The organism is Actinosynnema sp. ALI-1.44, assembly GCF_001984155.1.
In the GTDB taxonomy this organism is placed as follows: Bacteria; Actinomycetota; Actinomycetes; order Mycobacteriales; family Pseudonocardiaceae; genus Kibdelosporangium.
This window is the reverse complement of the sequence record NZ_MTQO01000034.1, coordinates 24305-47220: the sequence shown is the minus strand read 5'-3', so window position 1 is coordinate 47220 and position 22916 is coordinate 24305. Positions and strand designations below refer to the sequence as shown.

General features: G+C 69.2%; 15 protein-coding genes. 1 reads left to right on the top strand and 14 read right to left on the bottom strand.

Annotated features, from left to right (window positions below; genetic code table 11):
• Positions 1 to 42: 42 nt before the first annotated feature.
• The 10 genes from ALI144C_RS07850 to eccD form a co-directional block, all read right to left on the bottom strand.
• Positions 43 to 372: a hypothetical protein gene (locus ALI144C_RS07850; protein WP_076986341.1), complete on the bottom strand. Its 330-nt coding sequence runs from the start codon at positions 370 to 372 to the stop codon at positions 43 to 45.
• Entirely contained in the window at positions 365 to 844 is a 480-nt protein-coding gene (locus ALI144C_RS07845) for a YbaB/EbfC family nucleoid-associated protein (RefSeq protein ID WP_237774037.1), read from the bottom strand. Before ALI144C_RS07845 ends, ALI144C_RS07850 begins: the two co-directional genes overlap by 8 nt.
• A complete protein-coding gene (locus tag ALI144C_RS07840) occupies positions 844 to 2553 on the bottom strand; it encodes a WXG100 family type VII secretion target (RefSeq protein ID WP_076986339.1) in 1710 nt (569 codons plus the stop codon). Before ALI144C_RS07840 ends, ALI144C_RS07845 begins: the two co-directional genes overlap by 1 nt.
• Entirely contained in the window at positions 2550 to 5060 is a 2511-nt protein-coding gene (locus tag ALI144C_RS07835; RefSeq protein ID WP_076986338.1) for a hypothetical protein, read from the bottom strand. The genes ALI144C_RS07840 and ALI144C_RS07835 overlap by 4 nt, the downstream gene beginning before the upstream one ends.
• Before the next feature lie 100 nt (positions 5061 to 5160).
• Positions 5161 to 5745 carry a hypothetical protein gene (locus tag ALI144C_RS53055; protein WP_193441162.1) on the bottom strand — a complete coding sequence of 195 codons (585 nt, stop codon included), beginning with the start codon at positions 5743 to 5745 and terminating at the stop codon, positions 5161 to 5163.
• A gap of 26 nt (positions 5746 to 5771) precedes the next feature.
• Positions 5772 to 6095 carry a hypothetical protein gene (locus ALI144C_RS07825; RefSeq protein ID WP_076986336.1) on the bottom strand — a complete coding sequence of 108 codons (324 nt, stop codon included), beginning with the start codon at positions 6093 to 6095 and terminating at the stop codon, positions 5772 to 5774.
• 60 nt (positions 6096 to 6155) lie between these two features.
• Positions 6156 to 6461, bottom strand: a complete 306-nt coding sequence (locus tag ALI144C_RS07820; protein ID WP_076986335.1) for a WXG100 family type VII secretion target — start codon at positions 6459 to 6461, stop codon at positions 6156 to 6158.
• A gap of 42 nt (positions 6462 to 6503) precedes the next feature.
• Complete coding sequence (locus ALI144C_RS07815; RefSeq protein WP_076986334.1) at positions 6504 to 6842, bottom strand: hypothetical protein; 339 nt, start codon at positions 6840 to 6842, stop codon at positions 6504 to 6506.
• Between the two features lie 159 nt (positions 6843 to 7001).
• Positions 7002 to 8423: a type VII secretion protein EccB gene (eccB, locus tag ALI144C_RS07810; RefSeq protein ID WP_076986333.1), complete on the bottom strand. Its 1422-nt coding sequence runs from the start codon at positions 8421 to 8423 to the stop codon at positions 7002 to 7004.
• A complete protein-coding gene (eccD, locus tag ALI144C_RS07805) occupies positions 8423 to 9820 on the bottom strand; it encodes a type VII secretion integral membrane protein EccD (RefSeq protein ID WP_076986332.1) in 1398 nt (465 codons plus the stop codon). Before eccD ends, eccB begins: the two co-directional genes overlap by 1 nt.
• 140 nt (positions 9821 to 9960) lie before the next feature.
• On the opposite strand from eccD, the gene eccCa reads away from it, so the two are divergent.
• Positions 9961 to 13950, top strand: coding sequence for a type VII secretion protein EccCa (gene eccCa / locus ALI144C_RS07800; RefSeq protein ID WP_076986331.1), 3990 nt, complete (start codon positions 9961 to 9963; stop codon positions 13948 to 13950).
• Positions 13951 to 14005: 55 nt separating this feature from the next.
• On the opposite strand, the gene mycP is transcribed toward eccCa, so the two are convergent.
• The 4 genes from mycP to ALI144C_RS07780 form a co-directional block, all read right to left on the bottom strand.
• The gene (gene mycP / locus ALI144C_RS07795; protein ID WP_237774035.1) at positions 14006 to 15103 is read right to left on the bottom strand and encodes a type VII secretion-associated serine protease mycosin; all 1098 of its coding nucleotides are present in this window, start codon (positions 15101 to 15103) and stop codon (positions 14006 to 14008) included.
• Positions 15104 to 15267: 164 nt separating this feature from the next.
• A complete protein-coding gene (locus tag ALI144C_RS07790) occupies positions 15268 to 17700 on the bottom strand; it encodes a hypothetical protein (protein ID WP_076986446.1) in 2433 nt (810 codons plus the stop codon).
• A gap of 76 nt (positions 17701 to 17776) precedes the next feature.
• On the bottom strand, positions 17777 to 20179 hold the full coding sequence (locus ALI144C_RS07785; protein ID WP_076986330.1) for a right-handed parallel beta-helix repeat-containing protein: 2403 nt from the start codon (positions 20177 to 20179) through the stop codon (positions 17777 to 17779).
• A gap of 38 nt (positions 20180 to 20217) precedes the next feature.
• Positions 20218 to 22854 carry a helix-turn-helix transcriptional regulator gene (locus tag ALI144C_RS07780; RefSeq protein ID WP_076986329.1) on the bottom strand — a complete coding sequence of 879 codons (2637 nt, stop codon included), beginning with the start codon at positions 22852 to 22854 and terminating at the stop codon, positions 20218 to 20220.
• Positions 22855 to 22916 lie beyond the last annotated feature (62 nt).

Sequence of the window (22916 nt, the reverse complement as noted above, 5' to 3'; positions counted from 1 at the left end):
CTTCCCCGTGGATCGGCAAGAACGACGACACGAACGACGGACCTACTGCTTCTCGGGACCTTTGTACGCGTCCAGAATCCGGGCGGACTCCTCGTCGAGCTCCGCCATCGACTTCCCTTTCTGCGACGCGTTCGCGGCTGTCTCCACAAGCCCTTTGCTCAGTTTGCCCGCGCCTTCCCGGAGATCCTCGGCGTCCTTGTAGTAGTTCTTCTGGAACCCCTTGCCGATCTCGTCGTCTCCCCAGCAGCCCTTGAACTGGGTGAGCACGTCGGAGAGTTTCCGGTAGGCGTTGCCCAGATCGGTCCCGGCGTCGTCGAGGCCGTTGGTGAACCGTTGGAAACCGTTCGGGTCGAGGAAGAACTCGTCAGCCACCGCCCTGTTCCTTCCTGTCGCGGTCGGCGGGCCGCGGCAGCGGGCTTTCGACGCCGAAGCCCTCCAGCGTGTCGAGCATCGGACCGACCAGCGCGTTGAGCATCTCCTCCGGTTTGAGCTTCCCGCTGACGAGTCCGTTCATGTCGAGCCCGGGAATGCCCGACGCTCCCATCAGGTCGGACATCTTCGCCATGGCCTGCGTACGGGCCGCCTGGAGCGTCTCGATGATCATCCGGGCCAGCTGGGCGGGCGCGAGCTTGCGGTACTTCGCACCGTTGAAGACCAGATCGACCAGCTCACCACGCCCGTCGACGGTGACTTCGAGCGAGTGGTCCTTGGCTCGAACGGTGGTGCTCGCCTCCTCCCAGTGCTTTCCGAGTTCTTCGAGCTTGCGGGACTCGGCCTCGAAGCTCGCCAGGGCCTTCGCCATGGCCCTGTCGGGATCGGCACCCGTGGCACTCCAGTCGGCCATCATCTACCCCGTTCCATCAGCCGGTCCAGTTCCGCGAGTTTCTCGGTGAGCTGGGCCTGCAGATCCGCTCTGGAAAGCCGCGGCTCGCTCTGCCGCACCTCGGGCTCGCGCCTGCCCAGCGCGCCCGGCCCGGCGTCCTGTGGATCCCAAGCTTCGGGCCGCGGCTCGTTCGGCACCGCCGTGACCCGGCTGCCCTGCTGCGGCATGCCTCCGCCACCCGTACCGCCGAGCATCATCGGCGACATCGGGTAACCGCCCATCTGTGACGCATACGGATCGGTCTGGGCACCACGGCCGGTGTGCCCCTGCGGAGCCGGGTTCGGCGGCACCTCCACCGGCGGCTGGGCGGTGCCGGGTGGCGTCCCGGTGTTGGGCACGAACATCCCCCGGTCCGCCGGATTCATCTGCAACGCAGCGGAATGCCGCACGGCACCGGATCCGGGTGTCGTCGTGGCAGTGTTCCTCTCGACCGTCGGGTCCGGGTCCTTCGGCGGTACCGGTGGCTCAGCGGGCGTGGACTGCGCTGTCGCCACCGCCACCATGGGTTCACCCTGACTGATCCGGCTGAGCGGTTCGGCTCCACCGGAAGCAGGGGTGTCGGAGGTCGTCCTGACCACGATCGCTTCCGTGCCGGGAGCACCGGCGACGAGGGCCGTTGCGGAGGACTCGGTCACCAGACGCTTGTCGGGGCGTTGCTCCGGGTGCGTCCCGCCGACCTCCTTCACCAGCTTCCGTTCCTTGCCGGGCGCCTTGGTCTTGTTCGGCGACTTGGTCGACGGCCCAGCGGCCGGAACGGTTTCCGTACGACCCAGCACAGCGGGTGAGACGACGTCGCCAGTCGACACCAGTACGTCTACTTCAGCCACAGGAGGTGTCGGAGCGACCCGTCCGCGCTCGTGGGGTTCGGACTCGAACGACCCGTTCTTTCCGGGGCCGCCGACCATCTCCTTCCGGTCGGACCGGGTTTCGTCGCGGCCGAGAACGTGACCGGATGACCTGTCAGGTCTGACCAAGCCGGGCGGCGGACCCACCACCGCCGTCCACATTGGTGGGGTGCCCGATGGCGGCGCCCCGTCCAGGTGTGTGGTGTGCCGGTACTCGGTCGGGGGAACGGTCTTCCCGGGCGGCGGGGTCTTGGAATCCGGAACGTCACCGGACGGCGTGTCGACCACCTTCGGCGCGTCGTACGGGAGTGGCGCCATGGCGTTGGCGATGTCCTGGTACGCCGTTCGCAGATCACGCAGGATCTGCTTGGCCGCCTGGTTGTTGACCTGCGCGACCAGCTCAGGCGGCGGCCCACCGGCCGCGGGCGGCGTGCTTTCCTGTTGTGCCTTCTGCCCTTGCAGGTCCCGCAACCGGCGCTGGTGCACGGCCAGCAGGTCCCCGGCCTTGCGCAGAACCGAGCCGTAGCCGGGGTTCTGCAGGAACTGCAGGACAACGTCCATCCGGCCGGAGATTTCCCGTGCGAGGGCGTCGAACTCGTCGGAGACCTTGCCGGTCCACGATTCCCGCACGATGTTCAGCTGGCGCCGGATCTGGTCGAGCACGTCCTGGAGGCGCCCTGCCGCCTGGTCGAAGGCCGCGGCGCGGACGTAGAAGGCGTCCGGACCGACCTCGGCCACCAACTGTGTCAGCTGGTCGAAGGTCAGTGCCTCGAGCATGGGGTCGTCGAGGACCGGTGGCGGGGGCGGCGTTGTGGCGTGGGTCATCGCTCAGTCCTTCGGCCCAGCACCGGATCGTCGGAGCCGTCCGGGTCGTCGCTCCACGCGTCCTTGTCCGCCTGCAACCAGATCTGCGGCTCCCGGTCGTTCTGCTGGCCGCCACCGCCGCCCATGCCACCCATTCCGCCCATCGGCATGCCGCCCATGGGCATTCCGCTGCCCATCGGCATCCCGCTGCCCATCGGCACCGCCGGAACTGCCGGGGAGGCCAAGGAAAGCTGCTGGGGGACCGCGGCGCTCGCCTGGCCGAGCCCGCGCTGCCCGGCGACGTCGGTGTCGAACTGGGCGCGGGTCACCGGACTCTCCGGCCCTGTCGACGATGTCGGGATCGAGCCGCCCCCGCTCCCGCCTGAACCGCCGGTCTTCGCCAGGTCGTCAAGGGCGTGCTTGGCACTGTCGAGCGGGATCTGGGCGCTGCCGAACGGCTGGAGCGGCGACGAGACGTCACCGCCGAGGAAGTCCCGCACCTTGGTGAAATCACTCGGCTTGATGTCGTCGATGGCCTTGGCGACCTTGTCCTTGGCCTCTTCGAGCGCCTGTTTCGCCTCGGGGTCGGTGGTTCTGCCGATCAGGTCGTCGATGGACTTCGTGGCCACCTCCTTCGCCTCGTCCAGCGCCTTGCGCGTGTCGGGATCGAAGGTGTCACCGGGTTGGCCGGAACCGCCTGGGCCGAACTGGTCGAGTGCGTCGCCGACTTGCTTCTTGGCGTCCTCCAGCGCCTTGCGCGCCTCGGGATCGGTGGTGTGCGACAACGCGTCGTCGAGCGCCTTGCGCGTCTCTTCCTGTGCCTGTTTCAGCGGCGAGTTGTCCGGGCCACTCGAATGGGTCGACGGCAGGCCGTCGTGGGACTTGAGTCCGTCGATGGCCTCGCCAGCGGCCTTCTTGGCGTCCTCAAGGGCTTTGCGCGCCTCGGGATCGGTGGTGTCCTTCGCGATCTTGTCGATCGCGTCCTGTGCCTTCTGCTTGGCGTCGTCGAGCGTCTTGTTCAGCGCCGGATCGCCGGTGCCGCCCTTCAGGCCCTCGATGGCCTTGGCAGCATCCTGCTTGGCCTGATCGAGCGCCTTGCGCGCCTCGGGATCCTGCGTGCCGCCCTTGATCTTGTCGATGGCGTCCTGCGCGGCGCTCTTGGCACCGTCCAGCGAACCGGCACGCGAAGCCGGCGCGACCTTCGCCTGCTCCATGCCGGTGCCGCCGAGGCCACCGATGGCGTCGCCGACCGCCTTCTTGGCATCGTCGAGCGCCTTCTTCGCCTCAGGATCGTTCGTACCACCCTTGACCTTGTCGATGGCATCCTGCGCCGCCTTCTTGGCGCCATCCAGCGAACCACCACCCGTGCCACCACCGGCGCTCTTGCCGGGACCGCCACCGGACGAACCGCCCGGCCCGGGTGCTGCCTGCGACTGTGGTGCGCCCTGGCCACCGAGGCCGTCGATGGCGTCGCCCACCGCCTTCTTGGCATCGTCGAGCGCCTTCTTCGCCTCAGGATCGTTCGTACCACCCTTGACCTTGTCGATGGCATCCTGCGCCGCCTTCTTGGCACCGTCCAGCGAACCACCACCCGTGCCGCCACCGTTCCCTCCACCGAGGCCGCCGCCGACACCGCTCAGGCCCGGACCCGTGCCACCCCCGGAACCACCACCTCGGCCGTCACCCTGGCCATCGGAGTTCGGGACCTTCTTGAGTTGGTTCAGCGGCTCCACCTTGTGGAGCTCGCTGTGCTGGCCTTGCTGCAGCTTGTCGCCGCCCGCCTGCTTGTCGCCGCCCGCCTGCTTGTCGCCGCCCGGCCCCTTACCCGAGCCGCCACCCGTACCAGGGCTCTTGCCACCGGAGATGTGCAGCGGGGACAGATCCTGTCCGCGGGAGGTGTACTGGTCACCGAGGGAACCGAACAGCGTCTGGAGGTCCTTGACGAGCTTGTCCCGCGCGGTGGTCTCGAGGTCCTTCATGGCGGACTTCAGATCGTTCAGCGCGGTCTGCAGATCGCCCTCGGTCTGCGCGGCGGCGATGTTGGTCGCGGCGACCGCCTTGATCTCGAAAGCCACTTTCTCGGCGGCCTGGTCGGACTTGTCGATCGTCTCCCACCAGGCGTTGCCGAACCACTGGATGGTGTGGCCGATGTTGCCGATCGTCGTGCCGTACCGCTTGCCTTCGATCGTGTGGTAGAACTCCTCGCTGTCCTTCAGGATCTTCGTGGCGTACTCGTCGAACGCCTTGCCGGTCTCGCCCTCCAGGTTGTCCTTGAGCGACTTGATCTCGCGCTGGAACTGCTGGTTCACCTCGGCCAGGCGCTTCGTGGCCGCGTTGACCTTCTCCTCGAGCACGTAGAACGCCTCGGCAGTGGTGTTCCCGGACAGGCTCACCTTTCCGCCACCGCGCTGCGCCACCAGACCGGCGGTGACCTCGATGAGCGCTTCAAGAGAACCGTACTGCCCGACGGCCAGAGGTGGCGCCGAGGCGTTGTACAGGCCAACATCTTGCCTCTTGCTGTCGGGCATTGTGGAAACCCTCATCCAATGTCGTTCAACAGTGGTCAATCCATGCTCGGAACGAGCAACGCTCACCGAGGTGCTGCGGCCGCGGCACGGCGGCCAGGTCTCACTGCTTCATGCCGCCGCCGCTGTTCTTCTTGTCCTGCCCCATGTCATGGAGCTCCTTCCTCTGTTTGCCGTCTCCGTCAGGCTTTTCTCCTCCTCCTCCTCCACCACCGCCACCGCCACCACCACCTCCGCCGGAGTCGGGTTTGCCGATCGGGTCGTTGAGGTTGTCGTTGTAGCCGTCGCCGTCGGAACTGTTGCCCTTGCCGCTCGGCGTGTAGTTCGTCTGGTCCTTCTCCGTGTTCTGGTCGAGAGTGGTGATCTCCTGACCGATCTTGCTCTGCATGTCCTTCAACGCGGTGACGACCTTCTGCGCGTTCTCGCCGTCGAGGTTGTCGAAGTCCGAGGCGATCCGCTTCAGCGTCACCTCCATCGCCTCGAACGTCAGCTTCAGGTGCTCGGCGTGCGCGACGATCGCGTTGCGCCGGTCGTCGACGATTCGCTCAAGCCACTGGGCGAGCGGGAACTTTCCCGCGTTCGGCCAATGGGCCTTCAACTCGGTGAACGCTTTCATGTCGTCCAGGATCCGGCCCAGATTGATACCCGCGTTCTTCACGCGCTCACTGACGTACTTCGTCTGCGACACGACACCAACTCCTCACACCTCGACAGTCAGGCGGATGGCCGACGAGCCGGCACTCCGGGGATGACCGCCGCGATCTCCTTCGCGTTGCTGTTGTCCACGGCCTCGAACCTCGTCGCGATCCGCGTCAGGACCTTCCCCATCTCGTCGAGCGACGCCTGCAACTGGTGGGCGTGCGCGACCACGCCGTCACGGCGATCGTCGACGATTCCCTCCAGCCGTCGCGCGAGGTCGAAGTTGCCGATCGTCGGCCACGGCGCCCGCAACGGGGCGAACGCGGACATGTCGTCCATGATCCGCCCGAGACTGACCGCCGCTTGCTTGATTGCTTCGATGTCGAGCTTGGTGGTCATTTCACGGCTCCGTAACGTGCGGTGTGCCGAGCCGCCGCAGCGACCCGGCACCCCACGCGGTCAGTAGTCACCGAAGCTTTTGGCACTGGTCTTGTCCTGGAGCTGGAACCTCTGGATCACGTCCTCCATCTTCTTCTCCAGCGTGGTGAGGTCGTTGGCGTTGCCCCTGAGATCGTTCTCCAGGTCGTTGCTGAGCCGGTCGTAAGCGTCGGCCGTGTCACCGGCCCAGCCCGTCATGACCTTCTTGACCGACTGCTGCATCTCGTCAGTCTGCTGGGCGATCCACTCGGCCGCCTTCCTCATCTCCTCGACGCAGTACTCGAGCGTCGTGTAGTCGTATGTGATGGTGTCGTCACGCGAAACCATGATCTCTTCCTTTCGGACAACCGCAACGGAAACTGGCAGTGGTCAGCTCTTGGGAACACCGAGGAAGTCGAGGGTGCTCAACGGCAGGCTGGTGATCGCGTTCATGCTCTCCTCGTCGAGCGCCGCCTGGTTGCTGGCTTCGCGCCGGATGTTCTCGGCCATCTTGCGCATGTGGTCGAGCACCGTCTTGCGAACGGCTTCCACCCAGTTGTCACAGGTGTTGGTCAACGCCCGGGTGGCCGCGCTGGTGCTGGCCATCATCGTGTTGTGGACCTCGGTCTTGAGACTGTCGAGCTTCTGGCTGATGTCATCCGCCATCGCGTCGTGCCTGGCTGCCTGCTGGTTGCACGTCTCGACACTCACTGTCGTCGTCTTGGGCATCTGATCTCCTTGGTGTACTTCCTGCTGCGCATCACGTTCTGGCGACCGCCAAACAGCCCGGCTACGTTTCCACGCTAGGTTCCGGATCGTCGCCGAATTCCGCCTGCCGCCCCATCGGCCCCAATGAGCGGAACTCCCCTCATGAGTGCCGGAGGCCGGTCACCTCCCCGGTGCCGGAGTCCGCAGTGCGGCGTCCACGCTGAGCACCGGGCCGGACGGCAACAGACCGAGCAGTTCGCCGGGCACCTGCACGGCGGCTGGCTCCGAGTAGCCGAGTGCGGCCACCACCTCGGAGTTGGCCAGCGGGTACTTCGTGCCCGTCTCGGTGACGAGAAAGAGCGCTCCGGGCAGCGGCAACTGTCTGGCCAGCACCCCTTTCCCCGCCGGCACCGAGATCCGGTCGGCTGTCGTTCCCGCCGGGTGCGTGGCCAGCGGTACGGCCTTCGCGTTGCCTGCCGTGGCCGAGAGGTGTCCGATCACGACATTCGAGTCGCCCTTTCCGGGCGGTGGGAAGCTCGCGCACGCCATGGCGTCCGGGGCCGGGTTGGCGATCCGCGGCGGCTCCGGCGGGAGTCCCGCGGCGAGATCGGGACCGCTGTGGGAGTACGGCACACCGGCCAGCGCGTTCGGTCCTGCCTCGACGGTGCTCACCCTGCCGCCCGGGTAAGCGGCCTTTGTGGACTCCGCGGCCAGCAGCAACGCCGCGCTGGTCCGGCTCAGCGGCGCGACCCCGTCGCTGCGGACCAGGTAGAGCTGGTCCGTGTTGATCGCCGGGTTGCGGATCTCGTAGATCTGGCCGATCGTGCTGCGGCGACCGTCGATCACCGGCCCCGGCTGCCCGAGACCCGGCGTCCTCGGCACCGCGATGTCCCGTCCTTGTGCCAACGGGTTCAGCCAGGCCGCGGTGACCGTCATCGGGTCGACGCCGCCGTAGCCCAACGCCTCGGCCTCGCTCCGGCTCGGTATCCGGTGGCGTTTTCCCCGCCACACCAAATAGGTCGGTTGCCCTGGGCTTTCCACCAGCAGCGCCTGCTGCTCGGTCAGGGCGCGGTCGACAGGTTGCCCGAGCAGGAGCGCGACTGTCGGTCCCGTGGCAGGCGGCCCGGTGCCAGGCGACTGGGCGCACACCGTCCACGCGCCCGAGTCGAGCCCGGCGGCCGGGGGCAACGCGTCCGGGGCGCCCGCGATGCCGATCGGCTGCCCGACCGGCGTCCCGGTCAGCGACTTCTGCGACACCGAGAAGACCTGGCCGTTGCCCGACTTCCCGCCGACCAGCCTCGCCGACGAGTAGTTGAGCACCGGCCGCAGCTGGTTGTCCAGGTAGACGTAACGCGCACCGGTCGTCTCGTTCATCACGATCGCTCCCGGCTGGCGCCAGGTGGTGTTGCCGCCGGGGACGAACACACCGTAGATCCCGAAGATCCCCATCAGCACGGCCCCGACGATCACCCCGATGAACGTGCCCGTGTTCAGCCGCTTGTTCGGTTGCTGGAGCACGTCCGGCCTGCCGTGCACGACGGCGGACACGAGCCGCCCGACCACGAAGAAGTACGCCTGCACCTGGTCCCGTTTGGACTGCATCAGCCCGCCAGCCCCCGCATCCAGGCGTAGACGCCCAGAACCTGCAACAGGATCGGGATGACGGCGACGGCGGTCAGCGTCTCCAGGATCTCCACCGCACGACCCCAGTACGGCCGGAACCGCTGTCCCGGCAGGAGCCTGCTGAACAGCAGCATGACCAGCCCCAGGGCGAACAGCGGCGCGCATGTCGCGAGCAGCCTGCCGAGCTCGCCCTGCCCGGCGGCGATCTGCCGCAGGTTCTCCACGACCGTGACGGCCGCGGGCACCATGATCGCCCACCGCTGCACTGCCCCGCTCGGATGCCGCGTCCGCAGCAACAGCAGGAACGCGATGACGAGCGACAACGCCCTCGCCCAGCTGTCACCTCCGGCGATCAGCATCGGCAGCATCACCGTCAGTGCCGCGCCGAGGCCGACGTGCAATGCCGTCGAGTAGCCCGCGGTCGCCGTGCCCCGCTCCACCACGAGCTTGGCCGGCACCGGATCTATGTCCTCGCTGAGCTCGTCCGCGCCGGTCGGCAGCATCGGCAGGGTGAGTCCGGACAGCCGGAACGCCGTCGCGGGCACGTAGACCCCGATGACCAGCGACACCGACAAGCCGATTCCCACCGCCTGCGAGACCGTCACCGACGCGACCGAAGCGATGAGCCCGGCGATGGCCAGCACCGCCGTGAACATGATGGCCCCGGTGAACACCAACGCCGCATCGGCGACCACGAACACCCCGACGCACAACAGCAGGAGCGCGACGGCGAGTGCGACGGTCGCGTGAACCGGCATGATGGCGATGGGATCCAGCGCACGCACAAGCAGCACACCGCCCAGCGCGCCGTAACTGGCCGCGGCGATGGCCATGATCGTCGCCGCAGCGGGATCCGCCACGCCTCGCGCGACGAGAGCGCTCCCGCCCACCAGCAACAACGCGATGCACAAAGCCATGAAAGCCTGCACCAGCACGGATCCGGTGCCCGGAACCAGCCACAGTCCCAGCAACAGGGCGACAGCCGCGCCCACGCGGAACATCCAGCGCGTGTGTGCGGGCCGCCACGCGCCCGAGTGATCCCTGACCTGCTCGCCGACACCGTCGACCAGGTCGTCGTAGTCGATCGCCGCGAGCTGGTCGGCCCGAGGTCTCAGGTAGACGGTCTCGCCGTCGAGCAGGTTGAGCTCGGCGAGGGTCCTGTCCTCGTCCAGCGGCGGCTCACCGATCCGCTGGACGACCCAGCCCTCGTGGTCGGCGCCCTGTTCGATCCATTCGGCGCCGAACTGCGGCAACACCGCGGGCAACAGGTCGATCAGCGTGGCCTGGGTGGGCAGCGCCACGTCGGTGGCCTTCTTTCCCAGAACGAACCGTAGCCTCGCCGAGCTCGTTGTGCGATGCTGTGTTTGCTCTTCCATCCGGTGTCAAGGTCCTTCCTGCCAGGGATGACAGACCGTGAACCACTGCCGGAGCCTAGGTCCGCGGGACGGCTGTGCCCGTGGCTCGGGGCGCTGTCGCGGCCAAAATGGGGAAGTCCACTCACCGAGGGAGAGCAAGTGTGAGCACGGTGCTGTTCGCGCGCCGGGCACGACGGCCGAAACCGGCCGCACCGGGCGACGAGATCGAGATCCAGGAACCACCGGCGGTCCCGGAGGACACCGGCGGCGGGATCAGCTCCGTGCTGATGTACGCCCCGATGGGCCTCGGCTCGATCGCGATGGTGATGATGTTCGTCCGGCCCGGTTCCGGGCTGATGTCCTACATCGGTGGCGGGATGATGCTGCTGTCGGTCGTCGGCATGCTCGTCGTCCAGCTCTTTCGCAACTCGGTGACGCACAAGCAGAAACTGCACGGGCACCGGCGTGACTACATCCGCTATCTCACCCAGTTGCGCAGACAGGTCCGCAAATCCCTTGCCGCCCAGCAACGCGCGGGCCGCTGGATCCACCCCGACCCGCGTGCGCTGTGGTCGATGGCGCTGGGCTACCGGTTGTGGGAGCGGCGTCCCGCGCAGGACGACTTCGGTGAAGTCCGGATCGGCGTCGGCACGCAGCGGTCGACGCTCAAGCTGCTCCCGCCCGACACCAAGCCGATCGAGGACCTGGAGCCGCTGGCGGCGCACGCGTTGCGCCGCTTCCTGCGGGCGTACTCCACGCTGCCCAACGCGCCGATCGCGGTGTACCTGCGGGGTTTCGGGCAGATCCAGTTCAGCGGCGAGGACGAGGCGGTGCTCGGCCTGGCCCGCGCGGTCCTCGGCCAGCTCGCCACCGCGCACGCCCCGGGCGACGTCCGGATCGCGCTGTGCGCGAGCGAGGAGCGGATGGCCCGCTGGGACTGGCTGAAATGGCTGCCGCACAACCAGGATCCGGAGAGCCGGGACGCCGCGGGCGCACGACGGCTGGCCGCGGCGACCATCACCGAGGCGGAGTCGCTGCTCGGCGGGCCGTCGTTCACCGGGCGGCCCCGGTTCGAGGCCGACACCCCGGTCACCTCGTCGGAGCCGTACGTGGTGCTCATCCTCGACGGGGTCCAGATACCCGGAGACCACCGGGCGGCCGACGAAGGCTATCGCAACGCGGTGGTGCTCGACGTCTCCGGCAGCCTGCCGTGGCACCAGCGGCCGGGCGTGCTGTTCCTCGAAGTGGCGCAGGGCGAGGCCAGCACGGTGAACTTCGACCGGCTCGGCAGGCAGACGTCCAAACCGCTCTGCACGCCGGACGCGCTGAGTGAGACCGCCGCCGCCGCGTTGGCGCGCACGATGGCCCGGTACCGGATCGGCGAGGTGAACGAGGACGAGGAGCCGCTGGCCGTCGACTACGACCTGGCCGGGCTGCTCGGTCTCGGTGACGTCGTCCACTTCGAACCGGTGAAGTACCGCAGGGAACGGATGACCGCCAAGCGGCGGCTGCGGGTGCCGATCGGGATCGCCACCAACGGCACGCCGATGGAGCTGGACATCAAGGAGGCCGCGGAGGACGGGATGGGCCCGCACGGGCTGTGCGTCGGCGCCACCGGGTCCGGCAAGAGCGAACTGCTCCGCACGCTCGTGCTCGCCCTGGCCGTGACGCACTCGTCGGAGGACCTGAACTTCGTTCTGGTCGACTTCAAGGGCGGCGCGGCGTTCCTCGGCTTCGACCAGCTGCCGCACACCTCGGCGGTGATCACCAATCTGGCCGAGGAACTCGAACTGGTCGACCGGATGCAGGACGCGCTGACCGGTGAGCTCAACCGCCGCCAGGAATACCTCCGCGCGGCGGGCAACTACGCGTCACGCCGGGACTACGAAGCCGCGCGGGCGCAAGGTGTGCCGCTGGAGCCGATGCCCGCGCTGTTCATCGTGGTCGACGAGTTCAGCGAGATGCTGTCGAGCAAGCCGGAGTTCATCGACGTGTTCGCCATGATCGGCAGGCTGGGCCGCAGCCTCGGCGTGCACCTGCTGCTGGCGTCCCAGCGGTTGGACGAAGGCCGGATCCACAAGGTCGAGACGCACCTGTCGTACCGGATCGGCCTGCGCACGTTCTCCGCGATGGAAAGCCGCAGCGTCATCGGCGTGCCGGACGCGTACGAACTGCCCAACAGCCCCGGTAACGGGTATCTGCGCCCGGACACCCAGACGCTCGTCCGGTTCAAGGGCGCGTATTCCTCATCGCCCTACCGCCCCAAGCGCCGCGGCACCGGGGCCGAGTCGGTCGAACAGCACATCGTGCCGTTCGGCATGCAGTACATCGAGCCGCCCGCCTCGCCCGAGCCGGTGGACGAACCGGCGCCGGAGGACGACGAGTCCAGCACGGACACCGTGCTCGACGTGCTGATTCAGCGGATGCGCGACATCGGCCCGCGGGCGCACCAGGTATGGCTGCCACCGCTCAAACAGTCGGCGACGCTCGACCAGCTGCTGCCGCCGTTGGTGGACCACGCGGAACTCGGTCCGCGCCCGGTCGGCGAGCTGCAGACCGGCACCCTGACCGTGCCGGTGGGCCTGATCGACCTGCCCGCACAGCAGAAACGCGAACTGCTCGTCGCGGACCTGTCCGGCAGCAAGGGAAACGCGGCGATCGTCGGCGGGCCGCAGAGCGGCAAGAGCACCATGCTGCGGGCCCTGATGGCGAGCCTGGCGTTGACCCACACCGCCGCGGAGGTCCAGTTCTACTGTCTCGACTTCGGCGGAACGCTCACGGCGCTGGCGAAACTGCCGCACGTCGGCAGTGTCGCCAACCGGCTCGACCGGGACCGCGTCACCCGGACCGTGTTGGAGGTCACCAACATCATGACCCGCCGCGAGGCGATCTTCGCCGAGCACAACATCGACTCGATGGCCACGTACCGGCGGGCCCGCAGGGAGGGCCGGTACACCGACATCGACCCGTACGGCGACGTGTTCCTGGTGGTCGACGGCTGGTACACGATCCGGCAGGACTTCGAGGACGTGGAGGAGAAGTTCACCGAGCTCGCCGCGCGCGGGCTGAGCTTCGGCATCCACCTCGTCGTCGCGTCCAGCCGCTGGTCGGAGATGCGGCCGTGGCTGCGTGACGTGCTGGGCACGCGGTTCGAGCTCAAGCTGGGCGATCCCACCGACTCGGAGATCAACAGCCGGTTCGCCGCGACCGTGCCCGCGATCCCCGGCCGCGGCATCACCCCCGACCGGCTGCACTTCCTCGCCGCACTGCCCCGGATCGACGGTCAGCCAGAGACCGAGGACCTCGCCGACGCGACGGTGGAGCTGGCCGAGGCGCTGGCGTTGCCGACCGCACCGGCCGCGCCGAAGGTCCGGCTGCTGCCGCACATGCTGACGGTCAGGGAACTTCCCGGCCCGACATCGCCCGGTCCCACCGCGGAGATGCGGGTGTCGCTCGGCATCGACGACGTCGAACTGGCACCGTTGTGGCACGACTTCGACACGAGCCCGCACCTGCTGATCTACGGCGACGCCGAGACCGGCAAGACCAACCTGTTGCGGCACATCGCCAAGGCCGTTGCCGCACACCACACGTCGGACGAGGCCAGGGTGGTGTTCGGCGACTTCCGCCGCGAACTGCACGACTCCATCCCGACGAGCCACCAGCTCGAGTACGCGGTCGGCACGGAGGCGCTGGCGAACACGATCGCGGGCGCGGCGGGAGTGCTCAAGGAGCGCGTCCCCGGCCCGGAGATCGCCCCGAGCCGACTGCCCAAACGGGACTGGTGGCAGGGCGGGCGGCTCTACGTCATCATCGACGACTTCGAGCTGACCGAGGCCTCCGGCAGCGGCCCGCTGGATCCCCTGGTCCCGTTGCTCCCGCAGGCGGCGGACATCGGCGTGCACATCATCATCGCGCGCAGCACGTCGAGCGCGAGCCGGTCGATGTCGAACGCCGCGATCCGGCGGATGTGGGAGCTGGGCACACCGGCGCTGCTGTTGTCCTGCCCGAAGACGGAGGGTTCGTTCCTCGGCAACCTGAAGCCGCGCGTGCTCCCGCCCGGCCGCGGCCAGTTCGTCAACCGCCGCCGTGCGGTCCGGCTGGTGCAGACACCGCTGGTCGAAGGCGTGGAGAAGCCCGACAGGGACTGAGAAACGGCCGGTTGTGAGCGGTAACGCACCGCTCACAACCGGCCGTGGGATCCGTTCACTGTCCTGGTGTGTCGTTCGTCGGCACGGAGATCTCGACCACCCGGGCAGGACTCCAGCGACGCTTGCGGCTGGCGCTGTACAGGCGGATCAGCAGCGCAAGGGTCGCAAGGACGCACAGGCCGCCGAACACTCCGCCCACCGCGAGGGCCGGGCCGAGTTCGTCCGCCGGGAGGACTTCCACGCGACTGGCGTCCGGCGGGTCGACGGTGACAAGCGACGCCGCACCCTCCTCGGGCAACACGGTGGTCACCGCCGCCATCGGATTCACCGTGCCCCAACCGAGTCCCGGATCGGGCAGCGGTACGGCGGGATGGTTGGCCGTGGTCAGCAAGCGGTGCTTGACCTGCGCGGCCGTCAGCCGCGGGTGGTAGGCGCGTACCAGCGCGGCCGTCCCGGTCACGAACGGGGCCGAATAGCTCGTGCCACTGCCTTTCCAGTGCCCTGGACCACCCGGCCCGAGCCCGAGCACGTCGACACCCGGCGCCACCAGCGACACGAACGGACCAGTCTGGGAGAAGTCCGCGCGCTGACCCGACTCGTCCACCGCGCCGACCGCGATCACCGAGCCGTAGGCGGCCGGGTACGTCACCGGATCGCCGTTCTTCGCACTGTTCGCGGCCGACGCCACGACGACGACGTCCTTGCTGTCCGCGTAGGCCACGGCTTCGGCGAGTTCCCGGTTCTGCTCGGTCGTGCTGGCCGACACGTTGACGACGCGCGCACCTCCGTCGACAGCCGCCCGGATCCCCAGCGCCATTCCCGCCGGAGTCAACGTGCCGGGCTGGTTCGGCGCGTCCGTGGTCGCACAGCGGATCGGCAGGATCCGCACACCCGGCGCGACTCCGGCGTAACCCGTCCCGGCCGTGGGCGACGCGGCGATGATGCCCGCCACGAACGTGCCGTGCCCGAAGCAGTCGGTGTTGGCCGGTGCCTTGCCGGGCTTGGTCGTGTCGACGCCCGCCAGCACCTTGCCGCCCCGCAGTTGCGGCACGTTCCCGTCGACACCGGTGTCGACCACCGCGACCGTGATGCCCGACCCGTCCGTCAACGGCCAGATCCGTTCCGGCACCAACTGCCGCTGCGCCCAGGGCACAGACCTGTCGGTAGTTTGCGGCGGTGGCAGGCACTCCACCTTCGGTTGGTTCGCCGTCGATGTCGCCTGGCTCGGCGATGACGACGACGGTTGTCGCGCATGCGCGGGTGGACTCGCCACGACGCCGAGAATCCCTGCCACCACGACGCAGGCACACAGCCGCTTCACGACGCCACCGCGGTCCGGCCCGCGCCCGCCGAGTCGTCCTGCCACAGCACCAGCGATGTGGTGAGCCGGGCGATCGCGGCGGGGTCCTCGACGAGCCGCAACTCCCCCTTCTGCCGCCGAGTCAGAACGCCGTCGAGTTTCGCCAGCACGGCGAGGTCGCGTTCGTCGAGTTCGGTGGTGCTCGGCACCTCACCCGGGGCCAGCTCACGGAACAGGACGGCGACTTTCGGCGCGACCGGCGCACCGTCGTCCTGCTCCTGTCCCTCCTCGTCGACCTCCACGGCTGTCCGCACAGCCAGGGCCTTGAACCGGGCACCCGCGACGAACACCGCCTCGTCCACCGGTCGGCTGAGCATCAACTCCGAGGTCCGGCGGGCCGAACTCGGCCAGATCAGCACATCGAGGTCGGCACCGGGCATCATCACATCCAAATCCATACTGGCGGCGAGAAAACCCGGCTCCGTGAGCACAGTCCCCGGGGTACTGCCGTGTTCGAAGGACTCGTTGACTTTTCCCTGCCGCAGCACGGCTCGCCGATGCGTCGGCAACCGCCGGATCCCCGACATCAGACACGGAACCTGACCGTCCAGCAGACCAGCCTGCCCGTTGCGCAACGCGCCGTTGAGCGCGTACGCACCGCCGTCACCCCGGCCGAGGTAAAGGCAAACGGCGACATAGTCGGCTTTCGCGCCAGGCGACTCGTCCACACGCATGGACGGCCAGGTGGCCATGGCCGCGTTGACGGTGGCCAGCGCCTCGGAAAACGCATCCCCGGCGGCCGCGGTGAACCGCGCCTGTTCAGCGGCAGTACTCGCTCTGCCCGGCACCACCAGTGCCTTCGCCGCCGGGAGCGGGACAGCGCCGGAGTGCCCACCGCTCGGTGGCGTCGCGGGTTCGGCCTCCCGTTGGACGCTCACCGCCTCCGGCTTTCCCCGGCCCATCTCCGGCACCTCGGCGGGCCGGTCCGGCTGCCGAACCGTCACCCGGGGGCCGCAGGGACCAGGCGAGTCAGGTGGGCCGGACACAGTGGACACTGGCGCGGCCGACGTGGTCATCACCGGCGGCACGGCGGGCGGCCGCTCCGGTCCTCGCAGACCGTCCAGCCTTGCCGACAGACTCGACCCGCCCGGCCTGGTGTCCGGACGTTCAGGCCGCGACGGCGTGGCCGGTTCCTGCTCGTGACCGGCAGGCCAGCGGTTGAGTGCTCGCTCGGCGCCCTTGTCGAGAGTGCCCGCGAGCCGCACCCGGACGGCCGCGAGTCGGTCGGGCGGGAGGGCCGCCAGCAGGTTCTCCGCGGCGGTGAGCACAGGCAGCCCGACGACGTGTCCGGAAGTGCCCAGCGTCAGGTGCCAGCAGTCGGGGTCGAACGGGGCGGCCTCGGCTGTCGGATCGGCGGCGTCGCTGTCCACGGACCGCAGCACCAGACCGGACGGCACGATGTCGGCGACCACGTCACCGGCCCGGTAGGAGCACTTCCCGTCGCGTACCCAGCCTGCTGGAGCCGGGGCGACGCCGACGACCTGCTGACCACCGCCGTGTGCGGGTTGGCGGAGCACGATGGGGAACGGCCGGAAGTTCTGCTTCCCGCCGGTATCCGGCACGACCGTCGACGACGCTCCGGTCCGCAGTCCGATCTGCATGCCGGCGCTGAACACGACGTCCCGCCCGAGCCGTAGCGCGAGTTCGACCTGCCAGATGTGCGAGGCGGCCTGTGGCGTCGCGGGCACGATCATGACCGGCTGGTCCGGCATGGTCCTGAGCAGGGCCGCGACGCCGGCAGCCGGAGGAACGGGATCACTGCCGCTGACGACGATCTTGGGGAACCGCTGGTTCACCGGGACGCCGAACGCGATGTCGCCGCGTCGCGGTACACCGGCCCGGCTGTCACCGACCACCAAGCCGCACGGTGCGGGCACGGCCACGACACCATCCCGCTCCACCGGCTCGGCGGGCAGCCAGGATTCCCAGGCCGGTAGCGGAAAGCGAGCGCCGTGGAACTCGGCGGCCCGGTCCGGCCGGAACCGGTGCCAGCCGGTTCCGCCCGCGGCGTGGCCGGCGTACAACGCCGCCCCCGGCATGGCCGCGACACCGGCATCAGGAGCGACGACCTCGACGTCCAGTTCCTTGGCCAGCCGTTGCGCGACCTCGGTGTCGGCGGCGAGACTGCCGATACCGAGCCAGACCGACTCGATCTGCCCGGCGAAGTCCGGTGTGGATCGCAGCAGTTCCGGCAGAACGGTCACGAGTGACCGCACCTGGTGCGCGCCAGGGGAAGCCAGCACCAGAAGCTCCCTCGGCCCGAGCGGTGCCGCGCCGAGCAGCCCGTGGTCGAACCCGGTCTCGTCGCGATGCCGGATCAGCAGGTGCCGCTCGTGCGACTCGTGCCGCTCGACGACCACCGTGTCCAGATCCGGATGTCGCTGTCGCATCGTCACTCCCACGTAGCTGGCGGTCAGGTCGGAAGGTCGGCGCCCGCTTGGCGGAAGCGGGCGCCGACGTGGCCTGTCACCCGGATAGAGGCAGATCTTCCTCAGTCAGCAGCGTGAGGTCCGCCGCGTCGGCAGCAGGCATGGCCGCCAGCCGGGATGCCTGCCGGTCGGTCATCCGCTCGAACACCCGCCGCGCGGTGCGGCCGTTGCCGAACGTGCCGTCCTTCGGGATCTCCTCGAAGTACGTCAGCAGCGCATCACCGGCTCCTTCGGTGAGCCGGTAGTCGTGCCTGGAACACTGCGCCCGCACGATCGTCACCAGCTCATCCGCCGTGTAGTTGGCGAACTCGATGGTGCGGCTGAACCGGGACTCCATTCCCGGGTTGGCCTCGAGGAACTGCGACATCTCCTTGGAGTAGCCCGCCGCGATCACGACCACGTCGTCGCGGTGGTCCTCCATCAGCTTGACCAGCGTGTCGATCGCCTCCCGGCCGAAGTCCGGACCGGTGCCGCCACCGCCGCTGCTGAGGGTGTACGCCTCGTCGACGAAGAACACCCCGCCGAGCGCGGTGGTGAACGCCTCCGTGGTCTTGATCGCGGTGCCGCCGATGATCTGGGCGACCAGGTCGGCCCTGGCCACCTCGACGAGGTGTCCCTGGCGCAGGACGCCGAGCTGCGCCAGGATCTGGCCGTAGAGCCGGGCGATGGTGGTCTTGCCGGTACCGGGGGCTCCGGCGAAGACGAGGTGTCGTGCCATCGGCGGGGCCGACAGCCCGGCGTCCATCCGGCGCTTGGCCATCTTGTTCAGGTTGACCAGGGACGTCACCTCGCTCTTCACGCCGGCGAGGCCGACGAGCGAGTGCAGTTCCTCCAACGGGTCGGATCCCCGCGCCGGCTTCGCCCGCTCGGCCGTCACGGCGGCGGCATGGGGGGCGGTGTCGGCGGTCGCCGCGGTGCCGTACGCGTCCGGAGTCAGGTTGCCCGCGCTGATCAGGTCCACCACCTCGATCGCACCGCTCGGCCGGATCTGCCGCACGCCGCTGCCGTGGTTGTCCCGGACCGTGCATCCCTTCACCGTCACGGCTTCCTCGGTCTCCAGCCGGATCCCGTCGGCCGAGCCGCCGGAGAACTCGGATTCGACCACGTTCCCGGACGAGCCCTCGGCGAAGGTACAGCCCGAGCCCGTGCTGCTCCGCACACGGCACCTCGTCAGCGACAGGTCCGCTCCTGCGCCCGCGTGCACACCGTCCGCGCCCGAGCCGTCGATCGCGCTGTCGGACAGCGCCAAAGCCGCACCGACCACCCGTACCCCGGCGTCGGCGAGATCACGTGCGCTCAGCCCGCTGATCGACGGCCGCGCCGCACCGGTCACCAGTAGACCGACGCCGCTGCCACCGTCGATCTCGACGTGCTCCAGCCTGCCTCTCGCACCGTCCACCTCGATGGCCGCGCCGTCGCAGCCACGCACGCGCAGCCGCCGGAAGAACGGATCTGAACCGTGGTCGACCCGCACCCCGGACGCCGTGCACCCGGTGACGGTGATCCGGTCGAACTCAGGCAGGCTCCGCTCCGTCACACCGATCCCGACACCATCCACATCGGACACCTCGCAGTCGGTCACCGAACCGGACGCCCTCCCGGCGAAGTGCAGCCCACGCCCGCGTGTCCTGGTCACCCTGCACCCGCGCAGCAGGGGAGCACAGCCCACGCCGACGAATATCCCTTCCGCGCCCGCGCCGTCGACCGCGCAGTCCTCCAACGTCGGCGGCTGGGAAGTCGCCAGGTAGAAGCCGATCGCGGCAGCGCCGGTCACCTTGAGCCTGGTCGCGGTCAGCGCGGCCTGTTGTTCCACCGCGACAGCGGGTTTGCCGGTGCCCGACACCACCGTGTCCTCGGCGGTGAGCCTTCCCTGACCGTTGAGGCAGATGCCGTTGCCCGCGGCGGTCCGCATGGCACAGGAGCGAACGACGAACGCGCCCTGTTCGGCCACCACCACGGCCGACGTGCCGAGGTCGTCCAGTGTGCAGTCGTCGAGCATCCCGCCCTCCGGTGACGTGACCACGACACCGGCGCCGACGCTGTTACGGACCTGGCTGGCACGCATGAGCAGCGTGCCCTGGTCTCGCACGAACACCGACGCCCAACTCGATGCCTCGACGGTGCACTCGGTGACGCTGAGCTGTCCGCGTACGACGAGGACGGCCGGGTTGTCGGAGTCGGCGGCCACGACGGTGAGACCGGACAGCGCGGCCGAGTCCGACTGGAGCGTCACCGTGACTCCGGTCGGAGCGACCAGCCACACCGTTCCCGGCCCGTTCTCCGCCGTGATCGTCACCGGTTTGGTGAGCACGAGATTCTCGGTGTAGCGCCCGGGCCCCACCACGATCACCGCACCTTCTCCAGCGCGGTCGACGGCGTCACCGATGGTGCGATGGCCCAGCCCAGGTGCCTGGGTGACCGCTATAACGTTCCTGCTCACGTCTCCACTCCTCTGTACTCCCCGGCCGCACCCGGGCGTCACGCGCCGAGCGATTCCGGCCGTCCGCCGAGACCGGACGTGGCGAGCCCGTGCCTCGTCCGGCAGCCCGCTTTGGCGAACAGCCTGGTGAGGTGTTTCTCCACGGTCTTCTCGCTGATCCGCACGGCGAGCGCGATCTGCCGGTTCGTCCGGCCGAGCCGGATGAGCTCGATGATCCGCAGCTGCGTCTCGGACAGCTGGTCGCGCCGTCCTCGCGGCACCGAGACCACGACGCCACGATCCTCCATCGTCCGCTTGACCCGCGCCGTCAGCCTGGCCGCCCCGATTCCCTTGGCGATTTCGAACGCCTCCCGCAGCCACCGCCGCGGCTGGGCTGAGGTCCTGCCGACCGCCTGGCAGACCAGTGACAACTCGAACCGGTTGCCCCGGCCGCGGATCAGTCGTTCGGCGGCCTGCGCCTGCACACTGTCGGCGTCGACGATCCCCCGGACGTACAACATGGTCTCGAGCGTGTCGGGAGTCCGCTGTCGCGCGTACCTCCGCACGGCCTCGTCCCGTATCCGGCGAGCCTGGAGCAGTTCCCCGGAATCCACCGCGATCTCCGCCATCCTGCGCAGCAGACGCGACGAGCCCACGGCGTCGTGGGACTGCCCGCTGTCGCAGGAACTCCAGCCCGCTCGCAGCGCCCCCGTGACATCGCCCGCGTGAAAGCGCCGCCCGATGTCCACCCACCTGCGCAACACCGGAAACACGCAGTCCTCTTCGGACACCGCAGCCAGCCAGGCCGCCGACCGGCGATCCTCTCCACGCCAGTGGCACATTTCCGCGGCGTGCAGGCGGGCGCTCTGACGGGCCACCTCGTCGGCACACGGGTCAAGTTCCAGCTCCCGCGCGGCGCTGAGTGCCGCCGCCCAGTCCTCTCCCGCGTAAGCGGTGCGCACCCGGTGGTACACCGCAAGCGGACCGCTGACCGGAGAGCCGTAGTGCGGGCCGAGTACGGATTCGAAGACAGCAACCAGGTCACGCATGGCGAAGGCGTGCTCGATGTTGAGGCTGTGCTCCCGTCTGCGCGGTGTGCGCCACTCGGTCGTCGGCAGGGCGGACCAATGGCGCAGCGGTGCGAAAGCCGGTTCGACGTCGTCGAGCCGGACCGGGGCACCGGCGAACCACCGGTCGGCGAACTCCAGCGCCGCGGGCACACGCCCATGCCCGGTGACCGCGGTGCGGACGGCCCCGGTGACCGGCTGCCCGAGGTGGAGCGCAGCCAGCGCGGCCGCGGCAGCCAGTTCTTCCGGCCTTTCCGCGACGCCCTTGGCCAGTTCCCCGGTGAACTCGGCGAGTTGGGCGTAGTCGGCCGAATGGATCAACAGGCTTACGTGGTCGGCCGCCATCCGGCGGCGCCGCTCACCTTCCCCGGCGTGCCGCCACGCGGCATACCGGTGGGCGGCGTGGCGAGCGGTGTCCGCGAGCGGGACGAGCCGTTCGTCGTCGCGGAGCCGGTTGACCAGAGCGGGCCGGGACGGCAGTGCACGGCCCGCGGCCGCGATGTGTCCAGCCAGGACAGACGGGCCGCTGCCCGACCGCACGCTCGTGCCGAGCAGGTATGTCGCGATCTGCTCGTGCAGTTTCGTCACGTCACCGTCGTGTTCGGACACTGCGGCGCCCAGCGCCGGGCAGCTGACGGTCAGCCGCCCCGCCACGTCGGCCTCAAGGACGCCGCCGAGGACCAACTGGTCCACGGCTCGCCCGTAGTCGAGTTGTGACCGGCCCGTGGCGGACGCGAGTATCGGGATCTCGTCGACGCCGAAGTCGGCACCCGCGGCGGCGAGCAGCACCAGTTCACGGCCGAGCGTCCCGCAGGCGTCCACCTCGCGCAGCAGCGGGTGCCCGGCGGGCAGTGCGATCGGTTTCCTGGGATCGCGGAGGCACAGGTGACCGTGCACCGTCACCAGCCTGCTCCGCCGCCGGAGGTCGGCCATTGTGGACACAAGTGTCCCCGGATTGCCGTACAGCGGACCGAGATTTTCTCGCAGGGCATGCCGGAGCAGATCGTCGACCGGCGCGCCCGCGGTCTGCCGGAGCACACCGGCCAGCTCCTCGCCGGACAGCGGACCGAGCTCGACCAACTGGTCTGCCAACTCACACAGCTCCGCCAACTCGCCGTCGGCGCCCACAGCACAAGACGCCAGCACGAGAGGCCCAGCCCGGCGCACCGCCGCCAGCGCAGGGACCGGCTGGGACAGCCGGTCGGCGTCGTCGACCACCAGCACGACCTGGCCATCCGCACCGGCCTTGGCGAACACGATGCTGAGCGCGTTCAGCAAGCGAAACCTGCCCCATGGCGAGCGGTAGGCAGCCTCGGTGCACAGTTGGCTCAGCGTGTCCATGGCGTCGGTGAGCCCCGCGCCGTCACCGAGGTCTTCGAACCGCTCGCGAATCGCGTTGAGGATGGCCCGGACACCGAACTGGTCCCACTCCGGGCGTTCCGCCGTGCCGGACACCTCCAGTGCCACGGCTCCGTGGCTGGTCAGTTCCCGGCACACCTGGGCGAGCACAGTGCTCCTCCCACTGCCCGCCTGCCCGCGCAGCACGACCAGCGCCCGGCCGTGCCTGTGCGACCGGAGCGCGGCCAGCTCCTCCTGCCTGCCAACGAACTCAATCCTCTGCCGCCCCATCCCGACATTCCCCTCCCCGCATCGAACCCCTCCGTGGTCGCGTCGTCCCCGACGTGAACGAA

Coding starts and splice junctions, on each gene's coding strand:
- ALI144C_RS07845 (WP_237774037.1), bottom strand. CDS start 844: ATGGCCGACTGGAGTGCCACGGGTGCCGATCCCGACAGGGCCATGGCG.
- ALI144C_RS07840 (WP_076986339.1), bottom strand. CDS start 2,553: ATGACCCACGCCACAACGCCGCCCCCGCCACCGGTCCTCGACGACCCC.
- ALI144C_RS07835 (WP_076986338.1), bottom strand. CDS start 5,060: ATGCCCGACAGCAAGAGGCAAGATGTTGGCCTGTACAACGCCTCGGCG.
- ALI144C_RS07825 (WP_076986336.1), bottom strand. CDS start 6,095: ATGACCACCAAGCTCGACATCGAAGCAATCAAGCAAGCGGCGGTCAGT.
- ALI144C_RS07820 (WP_076986335.1), bottom strand. CDS start 6,461: ATGGTTTCGCGTGACGACACCATCACATACGACTACACGACGCTCGAG.
- ALI144C_RS07815 (WP_076986334.1), bottom strand. CDS start 6,842: ATGCCCAAGACGACGACAGTGAGTGTCGAGACGTGCAACCAGCAGGCA.
- eccB (WP_076986333.1), bottom strand. CDS start 8,423: ATGCAGTCCAAACGGGACCAGGTGCAGGCGTACTTCTTCGTGGTCGGG.
- eccD (WP_076986332.1), bottom strand. CDS start 9,820: ATGGAAGAGCAAACACAGCATCGCACAACGAGCTCGGCGAGGCTACGG.
- ALI144C_RS07790 (WP_076986446.1), bottom strand. CDS start 17,700: ATGCGACAGCGACATCCGGATCTGGACACGGTGGTCGTCGAGCGGCAC.
- ALI144C_RS07780 (WP_076986329.1), bottom strand. CDS start 22,854: ATGGGGCGGCAGAGGATTGAGTTCGTTGGCAGGCAGGAGGAGCTGGCC.